Source organism: Pseudomonas sp. LBUM1673 (assembly GCF_059695645.1).
On record NZ_CP166780.1, the window covers coordinates 3470339 to 3489333 of the forward strand.

An 18995-nucleotide genomic window follows, 5' to 3' on the forward strand; every position below is an offset into this window, starting at 1 on the left:
TTATAAAAGTGCATGTAGCGGTTTTTTCGAGGTTTTCACCGCTTGTAGGAAGTGCGTGCCAGATCATTCAACATCGTTTAAAGGAGCCTGTTTAAGCGCCATCAAGGTTACTTCCTGCAAGCTACAAGATCTTGCGCCGTTGCCTACGCTTACGCCAGAATCCGCCGGCTTGTGCGCCTTGGGGCCGCTCGGTAACTTGGTTCCTGTCACTGCCCATCAGTGATCGGGTTTAGCAGCCCGGGGTTACAAGCAAGCTGCACAGCTCTTGTCAGTCAGGCATACCCATGCCTGCACTTGATGGTGGTTGTGCGCAGGGCGCCTTCGGGCGCGCCGGCTTTGCTAGCTTCCCCGGTCTGCTAACCTGCGTACAGCTGCCTCCCTCTCGTTTAGCAGCAGGAGGGTTGGCACCCAATCAGAGAAGCCAGCTTATGTTCAAAGTTACGCCCAACCCACCGGACACCGATCCGATATCCCCATACGAACCCAATTCAAAAAAACTCAACGAGGCCGCCGAGCGGGCCCTCGATTATCACCTCAACTCGATCGCCGACATCAAAGCCACCGCGCGTAAACCCAGCAAGCTGTTTGCCGTGGACCCAGAGGCCACGACCGAAACCCTGGCGGTTTTTTTGGTCGAGACGCTGGCCTCGGTCGATGTGATGGTCCATCAGTTGGTAGATCATCTGGAGGGTGAGTCGCGTCACGCGCTGCTGGGCATTTCCAACAGCATAATGGTGGCGGAGATCACCGCGAACCGGGTGCTGGATCAAATGAATCCGCCTGAGTAGGTGCGGTCTGCTGTGGTGCAAGGGGTTACTTGCGTTGGGCTGTGCAGCGGTCCCTTTTTTGGGGCCGCTTCGCGCCCCAGCGGGAGCAAGTTCCCTCGCCACAGATTTCTCGGTGCTTGTTGTATCTGCCAACTGGCTGGCAGGGCTTTGTGTCGGGCCTGGGGTAGCGCGTTATCGTTCACGCGAGCAGGATGAAAGAACGCCTTTTGTCGAATGCCAGTTTTCTATTACGGGAGCCGGCATGACCCCAGCAGCCTCGCAACTTTTCCGCCAGCAGAGCTGCATCGCGCTGAGCATTATCAGCGACACTTCGTAAATAACGAATTATTGGTAAAGAATATTCGATTTTTCTTCGCTGCAATCTCCCCGCTAGCATGACTCCGTCGGCTCCAGAACAAGTCCAGACAGGGAGAACGACATGCCCCCCTGAACATCGGTGAACTCTGGATGTGGGTCACCTTCATTGTCTTCGTCATCGCCATGCTGGCTGTGGATCTGTTTGTTTTCGGCGGACGCAAGGCGCATCGGGTATCGGTGCGCGAGGCGTCGTGCTGGGTGATTGCGTGGTGCGCGCTAACACTGACCTTCGCGGGATTGCTCTGGTGGTACTTGAATGGCGAGTTCGGACCCGAGATCGCCCAGCGCAAAATCCTCGAATTCCTCACGGGCTATCTGATCGAGCAGTCGCTGTCGATCGACAACATGTTCGTCTTCGTGATGATTTTCGGCTACTTCGCCGTGCCGCCGGAGTTGCAGCGCCGGATGCTGCTATACGGTGTGCTCGGGGCAATCGTGATGCGGGGGGCGATGATTTTCGCCGGCGTGTGGCTGGTGTCGCAGTTCGCGTGGTTGCTGTATGTGTTCGGTGTGTTCCTGATCATCACCGGGATCAAGATGCTGGCATTCTCCGGTCAGCGGCCTGACCTCGATAAAAACCCTTTATTACGCTGGATACGCGGCCATCTGCACGTCACCAATGAGTTTCATGGCGAACGTTTTTTTGTGGTGCAAGACGGTCGGCACTGGGCGACGCCGATGTTTCTGGTGCTGGTGCTGATCGAGGCCAGCGACCTGATGTTTGCGGTCGACAGCATCCCGGCGATCTTTGCCATCACCACCGATCCGTTCATTGTGTTCACGTCGAACATCTTCGCGATCATGGGCCTGCGTGCCCTGTACTTCCTGCTGGCCGACATGGCTTACCGCTTCCACCTGCTCAAATACGGTTTGGCGATCGTGCTGGTGTTCATTGGCGCCAAGATGATGTTGATGCCGTGGCTTCACATGCCGGTTGAATGGTCGCTGGCCGTTGTTGGCGGGATCATTCTGACTTCGGTGCTGTTGAGTCTGATCTTGACCCGCAAGGAGGATCAAATGCGATCCCTGTAGCTGCCGAATGCGATCTTTTGTCGTATTCGCCTGCCCTCACCTGATAATCTGAGCACCCTTGCCTGCATGTCTCTGATGGATCATCGGCGCGAGAAGACGCCTTGATGATCACTTCATCCCTTTCAATCAAGACAACGGTGACTCTTTTGACCAGCAGCACTCCTGCACTGGCCCGCGATATCGACGGCAAAGCCATTTCTGCCCAGGTTCTCGACGAGGTCCGGGAGGAGGTTCTGGCCTTGGCCGGCCAGCAGATCTATCCCGCTCTGGCGGTTCTGTTGGTCGGCGACGACCCGGCCAGCCACGTTTATGTGCGCAATAAATTGTTGCGGGCCAAGGAAGTCGGCATCCGCTCCCTTGAATACCGCCTGCCGGAAACCGCCAGCCAGGCCCAGGTGCTGGAACTGATAGCCCAACTCAATGCCGATCCCACGGTGAACGGCATCCTGGTGCAACTGCCCTTGCCGGCCTCTATCAATGAACAAGCAGTGATTCAGGCCATCGACCCGATCAAGGACGTGGACGGTTTTCATCGGGAAAACGTCGGCGGGCTGGTGCAAGGCATTGAGGTCCTGACCCCGTGCACGCCCAGCGGCTGCATGCGCCTGTTGTACGAAACCTGCGGTGACTTGAGCGGCTTGCACGCGGTGGTCATCGGGCGTTCGAACATTGTCGGCAAACCGATGGCGACCTTGTTGTTGCAGGCTAACTGTTCGGTCAGCGTGGTGCACTCGCGCAGCGTCGATGCCCCGGCGTTGTGCCGGTTGGCGGATATCGTGGTCGCGGCGGTGGGCCAGCCAGAGTTGATCGACGCCAGTTGGCTCAAGCCCGGCGCGGTGGTGATCGATGTTGGCATCAACCGCATCGCCAGCGAGTCCGGCAACCGTCTGGTGGGCGATGTCGACTACGCCAGCGCCCGCACCGTCGCCCGTGCGATCACCCCGGTACCCGGCGGCGTCGGGCCGATGACCATTGCCTATCTGCTGAAAAACACCCTGATCGCCAGCCAGTTGCAGCGCGCACTGACATGAACGCACACGGCCCACTTGAAAGTGGGCCGTGTCAGTTAATGGCAGTCAGGCGCGGAACCTGTGGGAGATTCTATGGTTGAGGGGAAGCCCCTCAACCGGCTTTGGGTTGGTATTCGCTCTGTCCTTTCAGTAGAGCGAATACGATCCGAGCAAGCTTGCGAGCCAGTATCACCAGCGCCTGAGTGGTGCTGAAGCCTCGAGCTCTTTGCTCTTCGTAAAAGCCTTTCCAGGCTGGCGTACGACTGGCCGACATGGCCGCGTTGTGCAGAAGCCGGCGAGCTTCCGGGTCACCTCGCTTGGTCAAGCTCCGGCGACCGTCTTTTTGTCCCGACTTCGACACCCGTAAATCCATTCCCAGAAAGGCAATAAAGGCATCTGCGTTTCTGAAGTCGCCCCGCTGAAACGCCGTGAGCAAGCGAGCCCCGGTCAGAAATCCGATGCCTTCAACTTTCAGGCAACGCTTCAACTGGCCGAGCAAACCGGCTTCTTTCAGATGATCGTTAATCGTCTTCTCGACCAGCGTCTCAAGCTGCTGCATCGATTTCACTTGCTCGGCAAAAGCCGCCTTCAGCAGCGGCTCATTCGCCCAGCTTTGCACCAGGCCGACTCGAACCTGAACCAAGGCTGCGCGACGACGAAAAAGGCTCAAGAGCTGGCGGTACAGCGGTGATGGCGGGGTCCAAGGATGAAGATCATCACCCTCGTTCTTCAGATAGCGAGCGAGTAGCCTGGCATCCAGCGCGTCGGTTTTGGCGCGGACATTCACCCCTTTGCGGTAATGGCTGAGTTCGTAGCCACCCACCATGTAAATCACGCAGCCGGCCTCATAGGCCAGATCGGCGAACTCCAGGTGATAGATATTGGTCGATTCAATGGCAATAGCGACAGTCCCCGACAAGGCCTTCAACCACTTCTTGATGGCTGCCTTGTTGTTGGGAATCGTTTCAAGCAGGTCAAGTTCGGCGTGATAGATCACCAGTTCATTCTTGGCAACATCCACGCCTACGATCGGCTTTGAGACAGAAACCAGCATTGCCATTAAATTTCCTCCGGGATATGGTTTTGAGCACTTGAAGGGCTCACCCAGAGGCGCAGGCTTGTTCCTATCGTCGGTCTAGCCAGATGCATTCTTTATCGGCGCTTGGGTGAAAGGAGGAGGGGCGAAATCTCCCACGGATCTGTACTGCGTCAACAGTCAGAATCGGGCTTTGTCCCTCCTCCTCCCTTCAAGTCCTACCATACAAGCGGGCTTCTGTGGTGAGGGGGCTTGCCCCCGTTCGGCTGCGAAGCAGTCGCAAAGCTTTTGGGGCCGCTTCGCGACCCAACGGGGGCAAGCCCCCTCACCACAGAAGCCCGCTCCCACATGGATTGTGCTCAATGACTGGCGTTGGGCCCTGTCAGTTGAGCACATCCTCTTTTTATTTCCCGGCGTGCAGCACTTGCGCTTCTGGCATCGCCGAAGAGTGGTGGTTGAGGATCTTCCACTGACCACCAATCTTCTCGTAGACGAAGGTGTAACGCGCCTGCACCTGACGGGTCTTGCCATCGGCCTCAGGCATCGTGAAGGTGTAGACACCACTGTCCATGGCCGAGTTGGTGCCCAGTTGGCGGATCTCACGGTAGTTGATCTGGCCCGCTGGCTTGAGCGCCATGAAGTGATCGAAGTAGTCCTTGATCTGTGCCGGCGTGGTGCGCACCTTATTGGAAACCGTAGGTTGCAGCACGGCATTCGGCGCGTACAGGTCGACCACGCTCTGAACATTGCCGCTCTTCAACGCGCTGTTCCAACGGTCAAACAGCCCGGCAATTTCGCGATCCTTCACGTCGGCTGGCTGTTTGGCCACAGCGCTGTAAACGTACGGGGTCGTTTCTGCTGCTTGAACCAAGGGGGCAGTCAGGGCGAACAGCAGGACGATGGCCGAGGTCTTGAATTTCATTGCGATGCTCCAGTGGGGGTCGATAGGCACACTGTGCCGCTCTGAACGCGGCCCGCCATCGGCCAACCGGAGCCATTTGCCTATGCCATTCGGCAGATAGCGCCCTGCCCCGTTAACAAGGTTTAATGACGCCCCTGCCCGAACGGGCGTGCCCGCGCCGGAACCCGCCCATGCAAAACCCTGATCAAGACCCCGGTAGCGCCCTGGCCATTCGCACCCAGTATCGGCAGTCGCAAAGTCGCGCCGCGCGGCTGAGACTGCTGGTGGATACCGGCCAGGAGCTGACGCAACTGGCCCCCGAGGCCATGCGTCAACGCGTGCTGCAACGAGCCTGTGCCTTCCTCGCGATGGACCATGCGCTACTACTGGAATGGGACCTGGATGCGCAAGTCAGGACTACCGCCAGCCACGGCAGCCGTGATCGTTTACACAGCCTCGAGCGCCTCGCCGATACCGCGATGCGCACCCCGCAATGGCAGGAGCAATCGAACGCCGTCCTGCCCAATGTACTGCGGGTACCTTTGCGCGGGGGCGATGGCGCGGCCTTCGGTGCGTTGGTGCTGGCCAACAGCGTCAGCATCAGTGCACCGGACACCGAAGACATCGAATCCCTGCAATTGCTCGCCACCCTGCTGGCCGCGCACCTGGAAAACCAACGTCTGCTGGATGCATTGGTCGCGCGGGAGCGCACCATGTCCGATCTGGTCCACAGGCTGTTCAAGGCACAGGAAGACGAACGCAAACGCATGGCCTACGACCTGCACGACGGTCTGGCGCAAACCCTCGCCGGCCTGCATCAACGCTTGCAAGGTTTTGCCGGACGCTGCCCGCCACTGCCCGACGAACTCGGTGCGGACTTACAGACAATTCTTGCACTGGCCCAGCATTGCGTGGGTGAAGGCCGGCAATTGATCAGCGGCCTGCGCCCGACGGTGCTCGACGATTTTGGTTTGCTGAAGGCGGTGGACAAAGAGGCGGATCGCCTGCGCGACGCCGGGATCAAAGTGAACTGGAGTGCCCGTTGCGAAGCACGCTTGCCCAGCCAGGTGGAGATCGCCCTGTTCAGGATTGCCCAGGAAGGCATCAACAATATTCTCAAACATGCGCAGGCCAGCCACGTCGTCCTGGCGCTGGAACTGCACGAAGGACAGGCCTCGTTGCGGGTGGACGATAACGGCAAAGGTTTTGCCATGGAACAACCGCTCGACACCTGCGGCGCCCGTCACTTGGGGCTGGCCGCGATGCAGGAACGCGCGAACCTGCTGGGCGGTGATTTCACTTACGCAAGCCATGCGCACGGCGGAACGCAACTGCACGCCACCGTCCCTTCCGACCTCAATGGAACAGCTCAATGACTGAAGTTTTACGCCTGGTTCTGGCGGACGATCATGAGGTCACTCGAACCGGCTTCGTCGCGCTGCTGGCGGGCCATCCGCAATTCGAAGTGGTCGGCCAGGCCCGCGATGGCCAGGAAGCGGTGGACGCATGCGAACGCTTGCTGCCGGACATCGTCATCCTCGACATTCGCATGCCCGTGCTCAACGGGTTGGGCGCGGCGCGGATTCTTCAGCAGCGCCTGCCGGCCCTGAAAGTGGTGATCTTCACCATGGACGACAGCCCGGATCACCTGGAAGCGGCGATGAATGCCGGCGCCGTGGGCTACCTGCTCAAAGACGCCAGCCGTGATGAAGTGATCAACGCCCTGCAACGCGTTGCCGCGGGTGAGGAAGCCCTCAATAGCGCGGTCAGCGCACGCCTGCTGCGGCGCATGACCGAGCGCAACGCCAGTGGCGCCGCGCCTGCCGAAACCTTGACCGCCCGTGAACGCCAGGTCCTCGGGTTGGTGGCCGGCGGTTGCAGCAATCGTGAAATCGGCGAACAACTCGGCATCACCACGGGCACGGCCAAAGCCCACGTGGAACGGGTCATCGGCAAACTCGGTGCCGCCGATCGAACCCAGGCGGCTGTGCGCGGCATCGCTTTGGGTCTGGTGAGTCAGTCATGAATGTTTCAAACGCCCGCCGCTGGGCCGATCTGCCATTACGCGGCAAAGCGCTCGTAGTGATATCCCTGCCGCTGGTGATTCTGTTGCTCTCGCTGGTGCTGATCTACAACACCGAGCGGCAAACGGCACGCGCGGAAGAGGACGTGCGCCGTGTGCTGCTGGTGCAAGGTGACATTCAGGCCGTGCATACGCTGCTCGCCGAGGCCGCCGCCAGCGTGCGCGGCTATCTGCTGACCCGTCGGGAGGATTTCCTGCCGGGTTATCGGCAAGCCAAACCCTTGATCGAAGCGGCCCTGCAGCGACTCGACAGCAATGTTCGCGATGAACGTGTGCGCAAGCATCTGGAAGCGATCACGCCGCTGATCGACACCAAAGTCGAGGGTCTGGTTGAACTGCTCGATGATCGCGACGCCACACCCGAGTCGATCACCACCATCCTGATCAACAACAAGCACATCCTCGACGAATTACGCGAACGCATCAGCGCCATGCGCACCCTGGAGGATACTTTGCTGGCCGAACGCACCGCGGCGGCGGCCTCCACTCGGCAGCGGTTGTTGTTCTCCACCCTGCTGGCCGCTGCCTGCGGACTGTTTGGCGCCATTGTGGCGGTGCTGTTCCTGTCCAAAGGCATCGTCGCCCGGGTGAAACAAGTCCAGGGCAACGCACAACGGCTGGCACTCGGTCAGCCGTTACTGCCGCAACCGCCGGAGAACGATGAGATAGGTCAGTTGGGCACGCGTCTGGTGGAGGCCGGGATACTGCTGGCCGAACGTGAACGGGCTCTGCGCGACAACGAAGAACGCTTGCGGCTGATTATCGATGGGGTGAAGGACTACGGTATTTTCGCCCTCGATACTCAAGGCTTCGTTACCAGTTGGAATGCGGGCGCACAACGGATCAAGGGCTACACGGAACAGGAAATCGTCGGCCAGCATTTCTCGTTGTTTTATCTGCCGCAAGAGTGTCCACAGCATCCCGACATGGCGCTGCACGAGGCCACTCGCGATGGTCATTACATGGAAGAGGCCTGGCGTTGCCGCAAGGATGGCAGCCGCTTCTGGGCCAGTGTGGTGATTACCGCGCAATACGACAGCAGTGGTGCCCTGCGCGGATTTTCCAAGATCACCCGCGACATCACCGATCGCCGTGCCGCCGAGATTGCGCTGAGCACCGCACGGGAAGAAGCGGAGCGCGCCAGCCGCGCCAAAAGCGAGTTCCTGTCGCGCATGAGCCACGAACTGCGTACCCCGCTCAACTCCATTCTCGGTTTCGCACAACTGCTGGACATGGACTCGCCCAAGGGGCAGCGGGCGCAGATCGGTCACATCCTGCGGGCCGGGCAACACCTGCTGACCCTGATCAACGAAGTGTTGGACATCGCCAAGATCGAAGCCGGGCGCCTGCCACTCAACGTTGAAACCGTGCCCTTGGCGGTGGTGCTGCAAGAAGCCCTGACGCTGGTTTCCCCCATGGCTTGTGACGCCGGCATCCAACTGGTCGAACTGCCGATGCTGGCCGCCGACAGCGCAATCGTCGCCGATCGGCAGCGTCTGGTTCAGGTGCTGCTGAACTTGTTGTCCAATGCCATCAAATACAACCGGCCCGAAGGCCAGGTGCACATTGAGGTCAGGGTTCATCAGCAGCGAATTGCCGTGTCAGTCTGCGATACCGGCAAGGGCATTGCAGCCGAACGACTGGATCAGCTGTTCAAGCCGTTCGAGCGCCTGGAAACCGATCTGAATGTGGAAGGCACCGGCCTGGGCCTGGCCTTGAGCAAGAGTCTGCTGGAAATGATGAACGGCAGCCTGACCGTCAAAAGCCAGCCCGGCGAAGGCTCCAGTTTCACCCTGGAGCTGCCCTTCGTGCGCCTGCAGCCAGCCACCGAGCCAGCGGCTGCGCGCATCAGCCACCCAACGGTCACACCCGCCCTCGCCGCCCCCGATTACCAGGGCAAAGTGCTGTGCATCGAAGACAATCTCTCCAGTCTGGCCCTGATCGAAACCCTGCTGCAACGGCGACCGCACATACAATTGCTCTCAAGCATGCAGGGACAAATGGGCCTGGACCTGGCCCGGCAACATGCACCCGAGCTGATTTTGCTGGACGTTGTGCTCCCCGATCTTGATGGTTTCAATGTTCTGCAACGCTTGCGTCAGTCTTCCATTACTCGCGCCACGCCTGTGCTGATGATCACCGCTGATGCCAGCGACCTCACTCATCAGGCTTTGCTGAAGGCGGGCGCGACAGCGGTGCTGACCAAGCCGATTCACATTCCTTCATTCCTCGCCCATCTTGACCAGCACCTACCGGAGCCCGTGTGAACACCGACCTGCGTATTCTGATCATCGACGACCAACGACCCAACCTCGACTTGATGGAGCAGTTGCTCGTCCGCGAAGGACTGACCAATGTCCTGAGCAGTACCCAGCCGCTGCGAACCCTGGACCTGTTCAACAGCTTCGAGCCTGACCTGGTCATTCTCGACCTGCACATGCCGGAGTTCGACGGCTTTGCGGTCCTGGAACAGCTCAACCGGCGCATCCCGGCGGGCGAATACCTGCCGATCCTCGTGCTTACCGCCGACGCCACCCGAGATACCCGGCTGCGCGCGCTGGCCCTGGGCGCCAAAGACTTCATCAGCAAGCCACTGGACGCCCTGGAAACCATGCTGCGTGTCTGGAACCTGCTTGAAACCCGCGCGCTTTATAAAGCCCTGCGCACCCTGGTCCCGGCGGATCAGATCGAACTGCTGCGTCAGCTAAAGCCGCAGCCAGTGAGCTGATTGAAGGGGCGGGATCACTGATGATTTGCTACTGAAAGCCAGGTCACGGGGTTGGCTCGGTATCTTGGCGACCGGCTGCAGAAAGCCCAGCAAGGCCTGCTGGGTGTCATGCCAGGCCGTCGGGTGTTCCATATCGAGGAAGTGCCCGGCGTTCTTGATGGTATGAAACTGAGCCTGACGGGTATGAGCCGAAAAAAGACGGGCGTCTTCCACCGAGGTGTACTCATCCCGTTCGCCGTTGATAAACAGCAGCGGGACTTCGATGGCATCGGCACAGGAAACGTAGCAATGAGTGTCCTGGGTCAACACCTCATTGACGTGAAAATGCATCTGCCGATATTCGTGTTCGTCCAGGCTGCTGACATGGCGTTCATTGAAACGCTTGAACAGCGACGGCAGGTGCTTGCCGATCGTGCTGTTGATCAAACGCCCGACATTGCGCCGATCGCACGCCTGGAGAAAGTCCCGGCCGCTCTCCAGATAATCGCGCATTGGCGTGTTGATCCGCGCGGCGAATGAACTGATCACTGCCTTCTCGATTCGTCGCGGCCGCTGGGCCAGTGCCACCAGGGTCGCCGCCCCGCCCCAGGAAAAGGACAGCACATGGTGTGCGCAAAAGTGCTCGATCAACTCCAGCAGTATTTCGGCCTCGTCTTCCTTGCGGATCGGCTGGTCATGCAGGTTGTGTTGTTTCGATTGACCGGCGTAGGGCTGATCATAGAGGACCACATTGAAGCGTGGCCGCAGGTAGCGCACCGTTTGGGCGAAGGATGCGGTCGTTGCCAGCGAACCGTTGACCAGGATGATGGTCTTGTCAGCGGCTGCGTTGAGATAGTGCTCGGTATAAACCTTGTACTTCTTACCAATCTCGACGATGGCAGTCTTCAGCATCATTTCATTCTATTCCTTGAATAAATTGGACCAGGCAAACAGCGTGATCGGCTATCCGGCTTCCTCCGGTAAAGCCTGACAGCACGAACCAGCGACAACGGTACAAGGGCGCTGAGATGAACGCCATGACCAATAAGTCACCAACCGACCAGCGGTTCAAAGTTAAGCAGGGATTTTTCCGTATGCAAGCCCGCAAGCCTGAAAGTAGCGGCCCTGACGCTTCGCCGACATCCGCCTATGATTGTTCATTGCCCCCGCCCTTTTCATCTCAGGGCGTATAGCCTTGCGCTGCCCGCCCCTCATGCCAAACGAGGAGTTGAAAAATGTCACTGACGCTTTACTACCATCCGCTGGCGTCGTTCTGCCATAAAGTACTTATCGCGCTCTACGAAAACGGGATCGAATTCGAAAGAAGGATCATCGATCTCGCGGACGCTGCCGACAGCGCAGAACTTCAGGCACTGTGGCCCATCGGAAAGTTTCCAATACTTCGCGACCATGTTCACCAGCGCAATCTGCCGGAATCGAGCATCATCATCGAGTACCTGGATCGACTGTATCCAGGCAAGCAAAGGCTGATTCCGGACGATTGGGATACCGCGCTGGAAGTCCGGTTATGGGATCGATTTTTCGACCATTATCTACAAGCGCCGATGCAACTGATTGTCAGTGATCGCCTACACGCGACCAACGGTGATTTGACCCGAGAACGGTCCACGCTGAAGACGGCGTACGGCATGCTCGAGCGCCGGATGGCGTCCAGAATCTGGGTGGCCAGCCCAGCGTTCAGCATGGCCGATTGCGCCGCGGCCCCGGCGCTTTTCTATGCCTGCACGCTCCTGCCGTTCCCCGACGACTACCACCACTTGAGCGCCTATTTCGACAGGTTGATACAGCGACCGTCATTCCAGCAGGTGATCGACGAAGCCAGGCCCTGGTTTTCGTTCTACCCGTTTGCCGATGCCATCGAGCAACGGTTTCGCCAGGCGCCGGACAACACATGACGAGCCGCAATGCGATCTGTAGCAGCTGGCGGAGCCTGCGTTCGGCTGCGAAGCAGTCGTGATTGCGGCTTACGCAGTCTGCCTGACGCAACGCAAGTTCTGGTTTTACGACTGCTTCGCAGCCGAACGCAGGCTTCGCCAGCTGCTACAAGGAGTGCGTCGCGGCTGAAATGACTACCGTTGCTGGAAGGCATTCGCAAGGCTGTGAAGCAATGAACATCCAATGTGGGAGCGGGCTTGCTCGCGAAGAGGTCATCACATTCAACATTGATGTCGCCTGACACTCCCTCTTCGCGCAAGCCCGCTCCCACAGGGGGCTGCGGTGTCTGCCGGAATGAAAAAGCCCCCGTGACCGTAAGGTTACGGGGGCTTTTTTTGTGTCGTCAGGGATCAGCAGGTGCAGCACATCATCGGCATTGGCATCTGCATGGCGTTCATCATGGTGTAACTCCCTAAGCGATTCGATAGTTGGACGAAGCTGATGGAGGCGGATTCCAAGGACTGGCGAAGGGAAGACAAGATGATGGCCGAACAGCAGGATTTGATGTTGAAACGGCTTAAGTGCCGTGCTCGGGACGCAGATGTCTGCTGTAGCGCCCCTATGGATTTGATTGCATACAGAATCAATACGAAGACATCGTTTTATCGATTACGGATATTCGACTGAGCGCTATATAAATAACCGAAAGAAATAATCGATCTAACAGGGCCGAACTTTTGTCAGAAGTCATTTCAGTTGAAGAACTCAACCCCTACCGCCGCGCCAGCTCATGCCGGATGCATTGCTCGTAATAGGTTTGCTTGATGCCCGAAGGCTTGAGACGCGAAGCGCTGTTATAGGTTTGTTCGGTAATGCCCATGGCCGTCATGCGCATCCACGGCCGGGGAAATTTGCGCGATTGCAGTTTCTTGCGTGCCCCGTAAAGCGTGAGCCCGGAAAGCTTCGCTGCTTGCGCACCCGCCGCTATTTCCGAGCCCCAGCCGCAGACATAACGACTGTTCTTGTTCAGATCCTTTGCCTGAGCCCCAAGCGAGATAGCTGCCAGGACAATCGTTGCAGTAATCCATGCCAAAGTCCGCATATCGCCAATGCCTAACCTTTTGAAAAGAAAGCGAGTTTGACAACGAAGCGGAGATCGGGGGGCCAGCAGTTTGCCTCATTTCATCGGTATTTTTTCTGAGCGCGAAGGAGTGACGCCAGGCCTGGCAACCGAGTATGACGCTACCTGCGGCCCCTTGACTCAAGTGCCGGAACTCTCCTGAGTGGAACCGCCCTTGCCAGATTCTCTTTGCCAGGCCCGGTGCAGAAGCTCGGTAACCTCTTCATCCGACGTCTGAGAAAAGTCCGTGTACCAATGGCCGATCGATATCAGCCAATCGGGGATGAGCGGGCAAATCAACTCGTCCACTTCGTCGCGCAGCGCCTCTGCCGTCTCAAGGGGGGCCACCGGCACGGCAACCACGATGCGAGACGGTGCTTGCAGGCGCACGGCCTGTATCGCGGCCATCATCGTAGCCCCTGTCGCCAGGCCGTCATCGATCAGAATCACCACCTGATCCTTGAGTACCACAGGCGCACGCGAGGCCCGGTATACAAGCTCGCGACGCAACAATTCCCGGGTTTCCCGTGCAACCACGCCATCGAGCGTGCGTTGATCAATACCGTTAGCCCGCAGCGCATCGTCATTGACGATTTGTATACCGCCGCTGGCAATGGCGCCCATGGCGAACTCCTGATGGGACGGCACCCCCAGCTTGCGCACCAGCATCAGGTCCAGGCGAACCTCCAGGGCCGTGGCCACTTCATAGGCGACCGGAACGCCGCCACGGGGTAAGGCGAGGACGATGACATCGGCTCTTTTAGCGTATTTAAGCAACGGCTCCACCAGGCTTGTACCGGCACCAACCCGGTCACGCAAGATGGTTTGCAATGAAGGACTAGTCATTTGAAAACCTCCCTGGGGCGGGAGCCCCAAAAACGGGCATTCGTGTGACGGCAGCCATCTTTCCGGTAAGGGCCCCCGCCCCTAAACCGCCAGAATGCTGCAAGGCACCTGATACAGAATATGTTCCGTCGTGCTGCCCAAAAACCTCTCCAGGCCACGGTACTGAGCTCTGCCCATCACGATCACATCCACTTGATGCTCGCGGGCGAACTCACTGAGCACCGAGACCGGTTGCCCCATGATGAAATGCCGACAGTCAGAGGGCACACCGAACCGAGCGGCCACCTTGAGAAAGGACTTTTCCAGGTCGCTGCGCAGCTCCCTGGTGAGCTCCGCGAGCGTCAGGCCGCCACCTATGTCCGCCAGAAAAGCTGCCGAAATGTCACAGGCGTACAGCAGATGCAACTCGGCATTGCACTGCAGTGCAAGGCTGGATGCCTGCAGGATGATCCGGTCATTGAGCTCGCTGTTCGAAGGCTCGGTATCTGAAACGTCAACCGCCGCCACGACCTTCTGCGGCAAGGCATGGCCTTCGGCACCCACCAGGTAAACCGGCACCGGACAATGGCGCAACAAACGCCAATCCAGCGGTGTGAAAAACGCGCGCTTGAGCACTGGCTCATGCTGCACTTGCTTGATCAACAGATCGGCCTGCATTTGCGTGACGTGATCCAGGATGTCCTGGCGCATGTTGTCGGCCCAGGCGACTTCGGTTGTCACCTCGATCCCCCGGCCCTGCATCTTTTTCGCCTGGTCCTCGAGCCAGTCGCGGTGCTCCTGCAGGTAACTCGCCCGAGCCTTTTTCCGGTCGCCTTCTTCGAGCAGCGACAGAATGTCCAACGAGGGGATCAGGGCGGCAATATGCAAGCTCGCCCCGCTGGCCTTGGCCACGGCAGCACCATGGTTTATCGCAGGAGATTGGCGCAGGAGCGGGTTGATGATCAGTAATAACCGTTGATACTGGCTCATGATCTGACTCCAGACAGGTTGATCCTCGACGCCGGTCACTGCCAATCGGCAATCGTCAGCGATGGAAAGATGTCACTTGAAAAAGAATAGTTCACAACGGTGCTGTGCATCCCGTGCCTTAAACCTGTGGGAGCGGGCGTGCTCGCGAAGGCGGTGGCACAGTCAACATTGATCTCACCTGACACACCGCTTTCGCGAGCAAGTCGAATCGTCGCACCGCCGCTCCCACAGGTATTGCGCTTGGCTGACCGGCACGGGTCGATCGCAGGTGTTGTTTGTGACTAAAGAATTCGGCACCCAGTCCCAAGAACAAACAACTCCAACATGGCCCCAATAGCATGCACCCGCAAAGATTGCCCCTGCACAACGAGTTGCATGCGCGCCCTTCTCTGTATTTCGACGAGCCGGCTCATGTGTTTCATCTGGCGTTTCTGGCTAATGACGGGCAATGCGACACTCTGCTGAATCGCTGCAGCCCCGGCCCCGTCGACCCGGATGCGGCCCAGGGCATCACCGAGCTGGAGGGCCATGCCTTGAAGTGGGAGCGACACGCGGAGTTCCTGACGCTGACGCTGGTAGTGCCCTCCTCCAGTCACGAGACTCGCTGGAGCCCGCCACCCAAGGCCTTGATGGACCGGGTCGAACCCTTCATGCAACACGTGATCAATGCGGTGCAGGTTGTGGTATGCACCGACGCATCCTTTTCCGGCGATCTGTCTGTTTATGGATTCAAAGACCCTTGCGGCTCTTGCATCGGCGGAGGCGATGCGACGGTCTGGAGCGATTTTCGCCTGAGCGCGGACGGCACCAACCGTTTCCTGTTCGTGAACAAGCGTCTTAATGCGTATCGCCAGGGACGGATGATCCGCCGCCTGCTGGAAATCGAAACCTACCGGATGATGGCTTCGCTTTCTCTCACCACCGCAAAAGCCTTGAGCACTCAGCTCAACGTCTTCGACAAGACATTGGTCAACCTCTCGGAGCGTAACGCAGGCCCCGATACCGGAAATGCGAAAGAATTGCTGACCGACATTGCCAACCTGTCGGCGCAAGTGGTCAGCAGCGCAGCGAAAACCCGACATCGCTTCAGCGCCACCCGAGCGTATGCTCAGCTGGTCTTCGAACGCTTGGGCGAACTCAGGGAAAGCCACGTGGGCGATTGCCAGCGACTGGGAATCTTCATCGAAAGACGCTTTAAACCCACCGTCAGGTACTGTGACGTCACCGAACAACGGCTGGAGCAACTGGCCAAAAGCGTGGCCAACCTTGGGGATCTGTTGCAGGCGCGCGTACAGGTCGAAATGGAAGAGCAGAACTCGGAAATCCTGAAGAGTCTGAATGCTCGCGCCGATACCCAAATCAAAATTCAGCGCGCCGTGGAAGGCTTGTCGATTATTGCCATCACCTACTACCTGTTAAGCCTGTTCAAGCTGTTTTACTCGGGATTGCATCTGATGGGCGCGGACATTTCCGCGAGGGACGCCATGCTGGCCATGACCCCGCTCGCGCTCTGCATCCTGCTGTTTATCTTGATCAGAATCAGAAAAGCCAAAGAACACTGATTCAAGGCTTGCGCAACAGATAGGTGTCCATGATCCAGCCGTTCGCCAGCCGCGCGGCCTTGCGTACTCGCTCAATCTCATCCGCTACATCCTTGAGCTTGCCACTGACAAGGATTTCATCCGGCGTCCCCAGATAGGCTCCCCAGTAAATCTCCGTCTCCTGATCGGCCACGTGATGGTAGGCATCTTGCGCATCCAGCATCACCACCACACTGTCGGCATCGCTCACCTGCCCTGCCGCCAGCCGTCGGCCGGTGGTGATTTCAATCGAACGACCGATGCCATTGAGTGGCACCTTATGTTGCGCCGCCAGCGCCTGCACGCTGGTAATACCGGGGATCACCTCGAACTCGAACACACAACGACCTGAAGCCAGAATCGCTTGCAGGATTCGAATGGTGCTGTCGTACAACGCCGGATCGCCCCACACCAGAAAACCGGCGCACTGGTCGTCGGTCATTTGCTCATTGATCAGCTGCTCGAAAGTCTGCTGCTTGGCGTGGTTCAGGTCTTCGACACTGGCCTTGTAGTCCACATCCCCGCGCTCGCGCTCAGGACTATGGGCTTGGACGAAGCGGTAGTCGCGATCGGTGATGTAACGCTCACAGATCTCGCGGCGCAGGTCGATCAGCTTGTCTTTGCTCTGGCCCTTGTCCATCAGGAAAAACACGTCGACCCGGTTCAGCGCCTTCACCGCCTGCATCGTTATATAGTCGGGATTGCCGGCGCCAACACCGATGACCAGAAGTTTTTTCATCAAAGCGCTCCCTCAGGGTCCGTGCCCGTCAAGCGTAGCCGCCAGCGGCCATTGAAGCGCAATTCGATGGCCGATAACGGCTCGACGTCGATCTGGTTGAATCCCGCGCCCTGCAACACCTGCATCAGCGCGGCGCGAATGACAGAAGGATGGGTGATGGCAACGATATGCCCCGGCGTGGCCTCAAGGGTATGCAACCACGCCGCCACCCGCTCACCGAGTTGCGCCACCGACTCTCCACCGTGGGGCGCCGAGGCCGGGTCATCGAGCCAGGCCTGGAGCATCGCAGGGTCGGATTTTTGCAGGTCGTCGATCGACGTGCCTTTCCAGCGTCCGAAATCGCAATCCCCCAGCGCCGCGACAATGTCCACGTCGTCGCCAAACAAGGAAGCCGTTTGCCGGGTTCGCTGTTCCGGGCCACACAGCAGGCGGGGGGCGCGCTTGAACTGACTGCAACGCGACCCCTTCGCCGATTGCCAATCCATTTCCAATGGCTCATCCGTAGGAAAACGCGCCAGTTTCTGTGCGACGGTTCGAGCGTGGCAAATCAGGGTCAAGCGGGTCGCCTGCACGGAGAGTCTCTTTGTCGATGGGATGGAAAACGGCACGATGCCGCGAACAATCGGCTCATTGTGCCGCAAGAAGTGCACTCTGAACGCTGTCCTCGTAGCAGCTGCCGAGCTCGCGAGGCTGCGTTCGGCCGCGTAGCGGTCGTAAACCCTGAATGCACAGTATGCCTGGCGGACCGCAGCGCCTGATTTTACGACTGCTTCGCAGCCGAACGCAGCCAAGCGAGCTCGGCAGCTGCTACGGACCGCGTGACGGCTTAACTGACTGGCATTGGGCTCGCAGCGTCCATTTTACCCCTGAGTAGTCGCGATATCTCACATCACTATGGCCGATGTCCTACAACGTCAGTCGACATCCATGTAGCCCAGCGCGCACGGGGCTTTCGCCCTATTGTGGTGTTTTGAAAATCCACGCAAAAATTCGCTAGACATGTAGCGCACGTTACATAAATACTGTTTTAGCGATTTATGAAATGAAACCGACATATTCATCCAGCAGGAGCCCGGATGCCCTCTCTCAGAGACCTGATCACCGATCCCGGCGTGGACTTTACGCCCTCGGAACGCAAAGTCATACGTGCCTTGCTGGACCAATACCCGCGTAACGGACTGGGCCCGATGTCACGTTTGGCCGAACATGCCGGTGTCAGCGATCCGACCATCGTGCGGTTGGTAAAGAAGCTTGGTTTCAGCGGTTACGCCGATTTTCAGGAAGCCTTGCTCAGTGACATGGACCACCGCCTGCGCTCTCCCAGTACTTTGCTGCAACCCCGCGCCCATCTCAAGAAAGATGACCCCTGGAGCCATTATCTGGCAGACAGCCATCGGGCACTGGTAGAAACCCAGGCACTGACCCAGCCCGAAGATGTACGAATCATGGTGGAGTGGCTGCTCGATACCCGCCATCAAGTCCACTGTTTTGGCGGTCGCTTCAGCAGTTTCCTCTCCGGCTATTTGCTCAACCACCTGCGCCTGCTGCGGCCCGGCTGTTTCGCCCTGGAAGACACCGCGCAATTACCGGATCGGTTGTTCGACGTGCAGCGTCAGGACGTGGTGCTGGTGTTCGACTACCGCCGCTACCAGTCCCAGGCCTTGCGGGTCGCCAATGCTGCGAAGTGCCGACATGCGCGGGTCGTGCTGTTCACCGACATCTATGCATCACCGCTGCGGGAAATGGCCGATTTGATCATCAGTGCACCGGTGGAATCGGCGTCTGCCTTCGACTCGATACTCCCGGCGCTGGCCCAGGTTGAGGCACTGGTTGCCTGCCTGTCCCTGCGCAGCCCCGATCTGGCCGATCGCCTGGAAGGCATCGACGCGCTGCGGGCCGATTTCGACACCCACCTGCTGGAGGACAAATAA

The 18995-nt window shown here is 58.7% G+C and carries 18 protein-coding genes; 10 read left to right on the top strand and 8 right to left on the bottom strand.

What is annotated here, in order from left to right; genetic code table 11:
• Positions 1–428 precede the first annotated feature (428 nt).
• The 3 genes from ACA044_RS15960 (at position 429) to ACA044_RS15970 (ending at position 3208) form a co-directional block, all read left to right on the top strand.
• Entirely contained in the window at positions 429–788 is a 360-nt protein-coding gene (locus ACA044_RS15960) for a DUF6124 family protein (protein WP_497447234.1), read from the top strand.
• Positions 789–1235: 447 nt separating this feature from the next.
• Complete coding sequence (locus ACA044_RS15965; RefSeq protein WP_497442276.1) at positions 1236–2177, top strand: TerC family protein; 942 nt, start codon at positions 1236–1238, stop codon at positions 2175–2177.
• Positions 2178–2281: 104 nt separating this feature from the next.
• Positions 2282–3208, top strand: a complete 927-nt coding sequence (locus tag ACA044_RS15970; protein ID WP_497442277.1) for a bifunctional 5,10-methylenetetrahydrofolate dehydrogenase/5,10-methenyltetrahydrofolate cyclohydrolase — start codon at positions 2282–2284, stop codon at positions 3206–3208.
• Positions 3209–3299: 91 nt separating this feature from the next.
• Here ACA044_RS15970 and ACA044_RS15975 read toward each other — a convergent pair whose 3' ends face one another.
• Positions 3300–4247, bottom strand: a complete 948-nt coding sequence (locus ACA044_RS15975) for an IS110 family RNA-guided transposase (RefSeq protein WP_497442278.1) — start codon at positions 4245–4247, stop codon at positions 3300–3302.
• 379 nt (positions 4248–4626) lie between these two features.
• Positions 4627–5145, bottom strand: a complete 519-nt coding sequence (locus ACA044_RS15980) for an SgcJ/EcaC family oxidoreductase (protein WP_497442279.1) — start codon at positions 5143–5145, stop codon at positions 4627–4629.
• A 170-nt stretch (positions 5146–5315) separates the two neighbouring features.
• On the opposite strand from ACA044_RS15980, the gene ACA044_RS15985 reads away from it, so the two are divergent.
• The 4 genes from ACA044_RS15985 to ACA044_RS16000 are packed head-to-tail and all read left to right on the top strand — an operon-like array spanning position 5316 to position 9935.
• Complete coding sequence (locus tag ACA044_RS15985) at positions 5316–6500, top strand: sensor histidine kinase (protein ID WP_497442280.1); 1185 nt, start codon at positions 5316–5318, stop codon at positions 6498–6500.
• Positions 6497–7150, top strand: a complete 654-nt coding sequence (locus tag ACA044_RS15990; RefSeq protein WP_497442281.1) for a response regulator — start codon at positions 6497–6499, stop codon at positions 7148–7150. Before ACA044_RS15985 ends, ACA044_RS15990 begins: the two co-directional genes overlap by 4 nt.
• On the top strand, positions 7147–9474 hold the full coding sequence (locus ACA044_RS15995; RefSeq protein ID WP_497442282.1) for an ATP-binding protein: 2328 nt from the start codon (positions 7147–7149) through the stop codon (positions 9472–9474). Before ACA044_RS15990 ends, ACA044_RS15995 begins: the two co-directional genes overlap by 4 nt.
• Complete coding sequence (locus ACA044_RS16000; RefSeq protein WP_497442283.1) at positions 9471–9935, top strand: response regulator; 465 nt, start codon at positions 9471–9473, stop codon at positions 9933–9935. Before ACA044_RS15995 ends, ACA044_RS16000 begins: the two co-directional genes overlap by 4 nt.
• On the opposite strand, the gene ACA044_RS16005 is transcribed toward ACA044_RS16000, so the two are convergent.
• Complete coding sequence (locus ACA044_RS16005) at positions 9912–10829, bottom strand: alpha/beta fold hydrolase (RefSeq protein ID WP_497442284.1); 918 nt, start codon at positions 10827–10829, stop codon at positions 9912–9914. The two genes, ACA044_RS16000 and ACA044_RS16005, sit on opposite strands and share 24 nt — an antisense overlap.
• A 320-nt stretch (positions 10830–11149) precedes the next feature.
• Here ACA044_RS16005 and ACA044_RS16010 point away from each other — a divergent pair, with 320 nt between their 5' ends.
• Positions 11150–11830 carry a glutathione S-transferase family protein gene (locus ACA044_RS16010; protein WP_497442285.1) on the top strand — a complete coding sequence of 227 codons (681 nt, stop codon included), beginning with the start codon at positions 11150–11152 and terminating at the stop codon, positions 11828–11830.
• 752 nt (positions 11831–12582) lie between these two features.
• Here ACA044_RS16010 and ACA044_RS16015 read toward each other — a convergent pair.
• The 3 genes from ACA044_RS16015 to ACA044_RS16025 form a co-directional block, all read right to left on the bottom strand.
• Positions 12583–12912 carry a hypothetical protein gene (locus ACA044_RS16015; protein WP_497442286.1) on the bottom strand — a complete coding sequence of 110 codons (330 nt, stop codon included), beginning with the start codon at positions 12910–12912 and terminating at the stop codon, positions 12583–12585.
• A 159-nt stretch (positions 12913–13071) separates the two neighbouring features.
• A complete protein-coding gene (locus ACA044_RS16020; protein WP_497442287.1) occupies positions 13072–13776 on the bottom strand; it encodes a phosphoribosyltransferase in 705 nt (234 codons plus the stop codon).
• A gap of 81 nt (positions 13777–13857) precedes the next feature.
• Positions 13858–14745, bottom strand: a complete 888-nt coding sequence (locus ACA044_RS16025) for a universal stress protein (RefSeq protein ID WP_497442288.1) — start codon at positions 14743–14745, stop codon at positions 13858–13860.
• 338 nt (positions 14746–15083) lie between these two features.
• Between ACA044_RS16025 and ACA044_RS16030 the strand changes: the two genes are divergently transcribed.
• Positions 15084–16307: a DUF3422 domain-containing protein gene (locus tag ACA044_RS16030; protein ID WP_497442289.1), complete on the top strand. Its 1224-nt coding sequence runs from the start codon at positions 15084–15086 to the stop codon at positions 16305–16307.
• A gap of 1 nt (position 16308) precedes the next feature.
• Here ACA044_RS16030 and cobF read toward each other — a convergent pair whose 3' ends face one another.
• Both cobF and ACA044_RS16040 read right to left on the bottom strand, forming a co-directional pair.
• Positions 16309–17064 carry a precorrin-6A synthase (deacetylating) gene (gene cobF, locus ACA044_RS16035; protein WP_497442290.1) on the bottom strand — a complete coding sequence of 252 codons (756 nt, stop codon included), beginning with the start codon at positions 17062–17064 and terminating at the stop codon, positions 16309–16311.
• Positions 17064–17636: a histidine phosphatase family protein gene (locus ACA044_RS16040; RefSeq protein ID WP_497442291.1), complete on the bottom strand. Its 573-nt coding sequence runs from the start codon at positions 17634–17636 to the stop codon at positions 17064–17066. Before ACA044_RS16040 ends, cobF begins: the two co-directional genes overlap by 1 nt.
• A gap of 504 nt (positions 17637–18140) precedes the next feature.
• Between ACA044_RS16040 and ACA044_RS16045 the strand changes: the two genes are divergently transcribed.
• On the top strand, positions 18141–18995 hold the full coding sequence (locus ACA044_RS16045) for a MurR/RpiR family transcriptional regulator (RefSeq protein WP_497442292.1): 855 nt from the start codon (positions 18141–18143) through the stop codon (positions 18993–18995).

What these genes read in the sequence shown, in the direction of transcription:
- ACA044_RS15960 (WP_497447234.1), top strand. Translation starts at nt 429, where the DNA reads ATGTTCAAAGTTACGCCCAACCCACCGGACACCGATCCGATATCCCCA.
- ACA044_RS15965 (WP_497442276.1), top strand. Translation starts at nt 1,236, where the DNA reads ATGTGGGTCACCTTCATTGTCTTCGTCATCGCCATGCTGGCTGTGGAT.
- ACA044_RS15970 (WP_497442277.1), top strand. Translation starts at nt 2,282, where the DNA reads ATGATCACTTCATCCCTTTCAATCAAGACAACGGTGACTCTTTTGACC.
- ACA044_RS15975 (WP_497442278.1), bottom strand. Translation starts at nt 4,247, where the DNA reads ATGGCAATGCTGGTTTCTGTCTCAAAGCCGATCGTAGGCGTGGATGTT.
- ACA044_RS15980 (WP_497442279.1), bottom strand. Translation starts at nt 5,145, where the DNA reads ATGAAATTCAAGACCTCGGCCATCGTCCTGCTGTTCGCCCTGACTGCC.
- ACA044_RS15985 (WP_497442280.1), top strand. Translation starts at nt 5,316, where the DNA reads ATGCAAAACCCTGATCAAGACCCCGGTAGCGCCCTGGCCATTCGCACC.
- ACA044_RS15990 (WP_497442281.1), top strand. Translation starts at nt 6,497, where the DNA reads ATGACTGAAGTTTTACGCCTGGTTCTGGCGGACGATCATGAGGTCACT.
- ACA044_RS15995 (WP_497442282.1), top strand. Translation starts at nt 7,147, where the DNA reads ATGAATGTTTCAAACGCCCGCCGCTGGGCCGATCTGCCATTACGCGGC.
- ACA044_RS16005 (WP_497442284.1), bottom strand. Translation starts at nt 10,829, where the DNA reads ATGATGCTGAAGACTGCCATCGTCGAGATTGGTAAGAAGTACAAGGTT.
- ACA044_RS16010 (WP_497442285.1), top strand. Translation starts at nt 11,150, where the DNA reads ATGTCACTGACGCTTTACTACCATCCGCTGGCGTCGTTCTGCCATAAA.
- ACA044_RS16015 (WP_497442286.1), bottom strand. Translation starts at nt 12,912, where the DNA reads ATGCGGACTTTGGCATGGATTACTGCAACGATTGTCCTGGCAGCTATC.
- ACA044_RS16020 (WP_497442287.1), bottom strand. Translation starts at nt 13,776, where the DNA reads ATGACTAGTCCTTCATTGCAAACCATCTTGCGTGACCGGGTTGGTGCC.
- ACA044_RS16025 (WP_497442288.1), bottom strand. Translation starts at nt 14,745, where the DNA reads ATGAGCCAGTATCAACGGTTATTACTGATCATCAACCCGCTCCTGCGC.
- ACA044_RS16030 (WP_497442289.1), top strand. Translation starts at nt 15,084, where the DNA reads ATGCACCCGCAAAGATTGCCCCTGCACAACGAGTTGCATGCGCGCCCT.
- cobF (WP_497442290.1), bottom strand. Translation starts at nt 17,064, where the DNA reads ATGAAAAAACTTCTGGTCATCGGTGTTGGCGCCGGCAATCCCGACTAT.
- ACA044_RS16045 (WP_497442292.1), top strand. Translation starts at nt 18,141, where the DNA reads ATGCCCTCTCTCAGAGACCTGATCACCGATCCCGGCGTGGACTTTACG.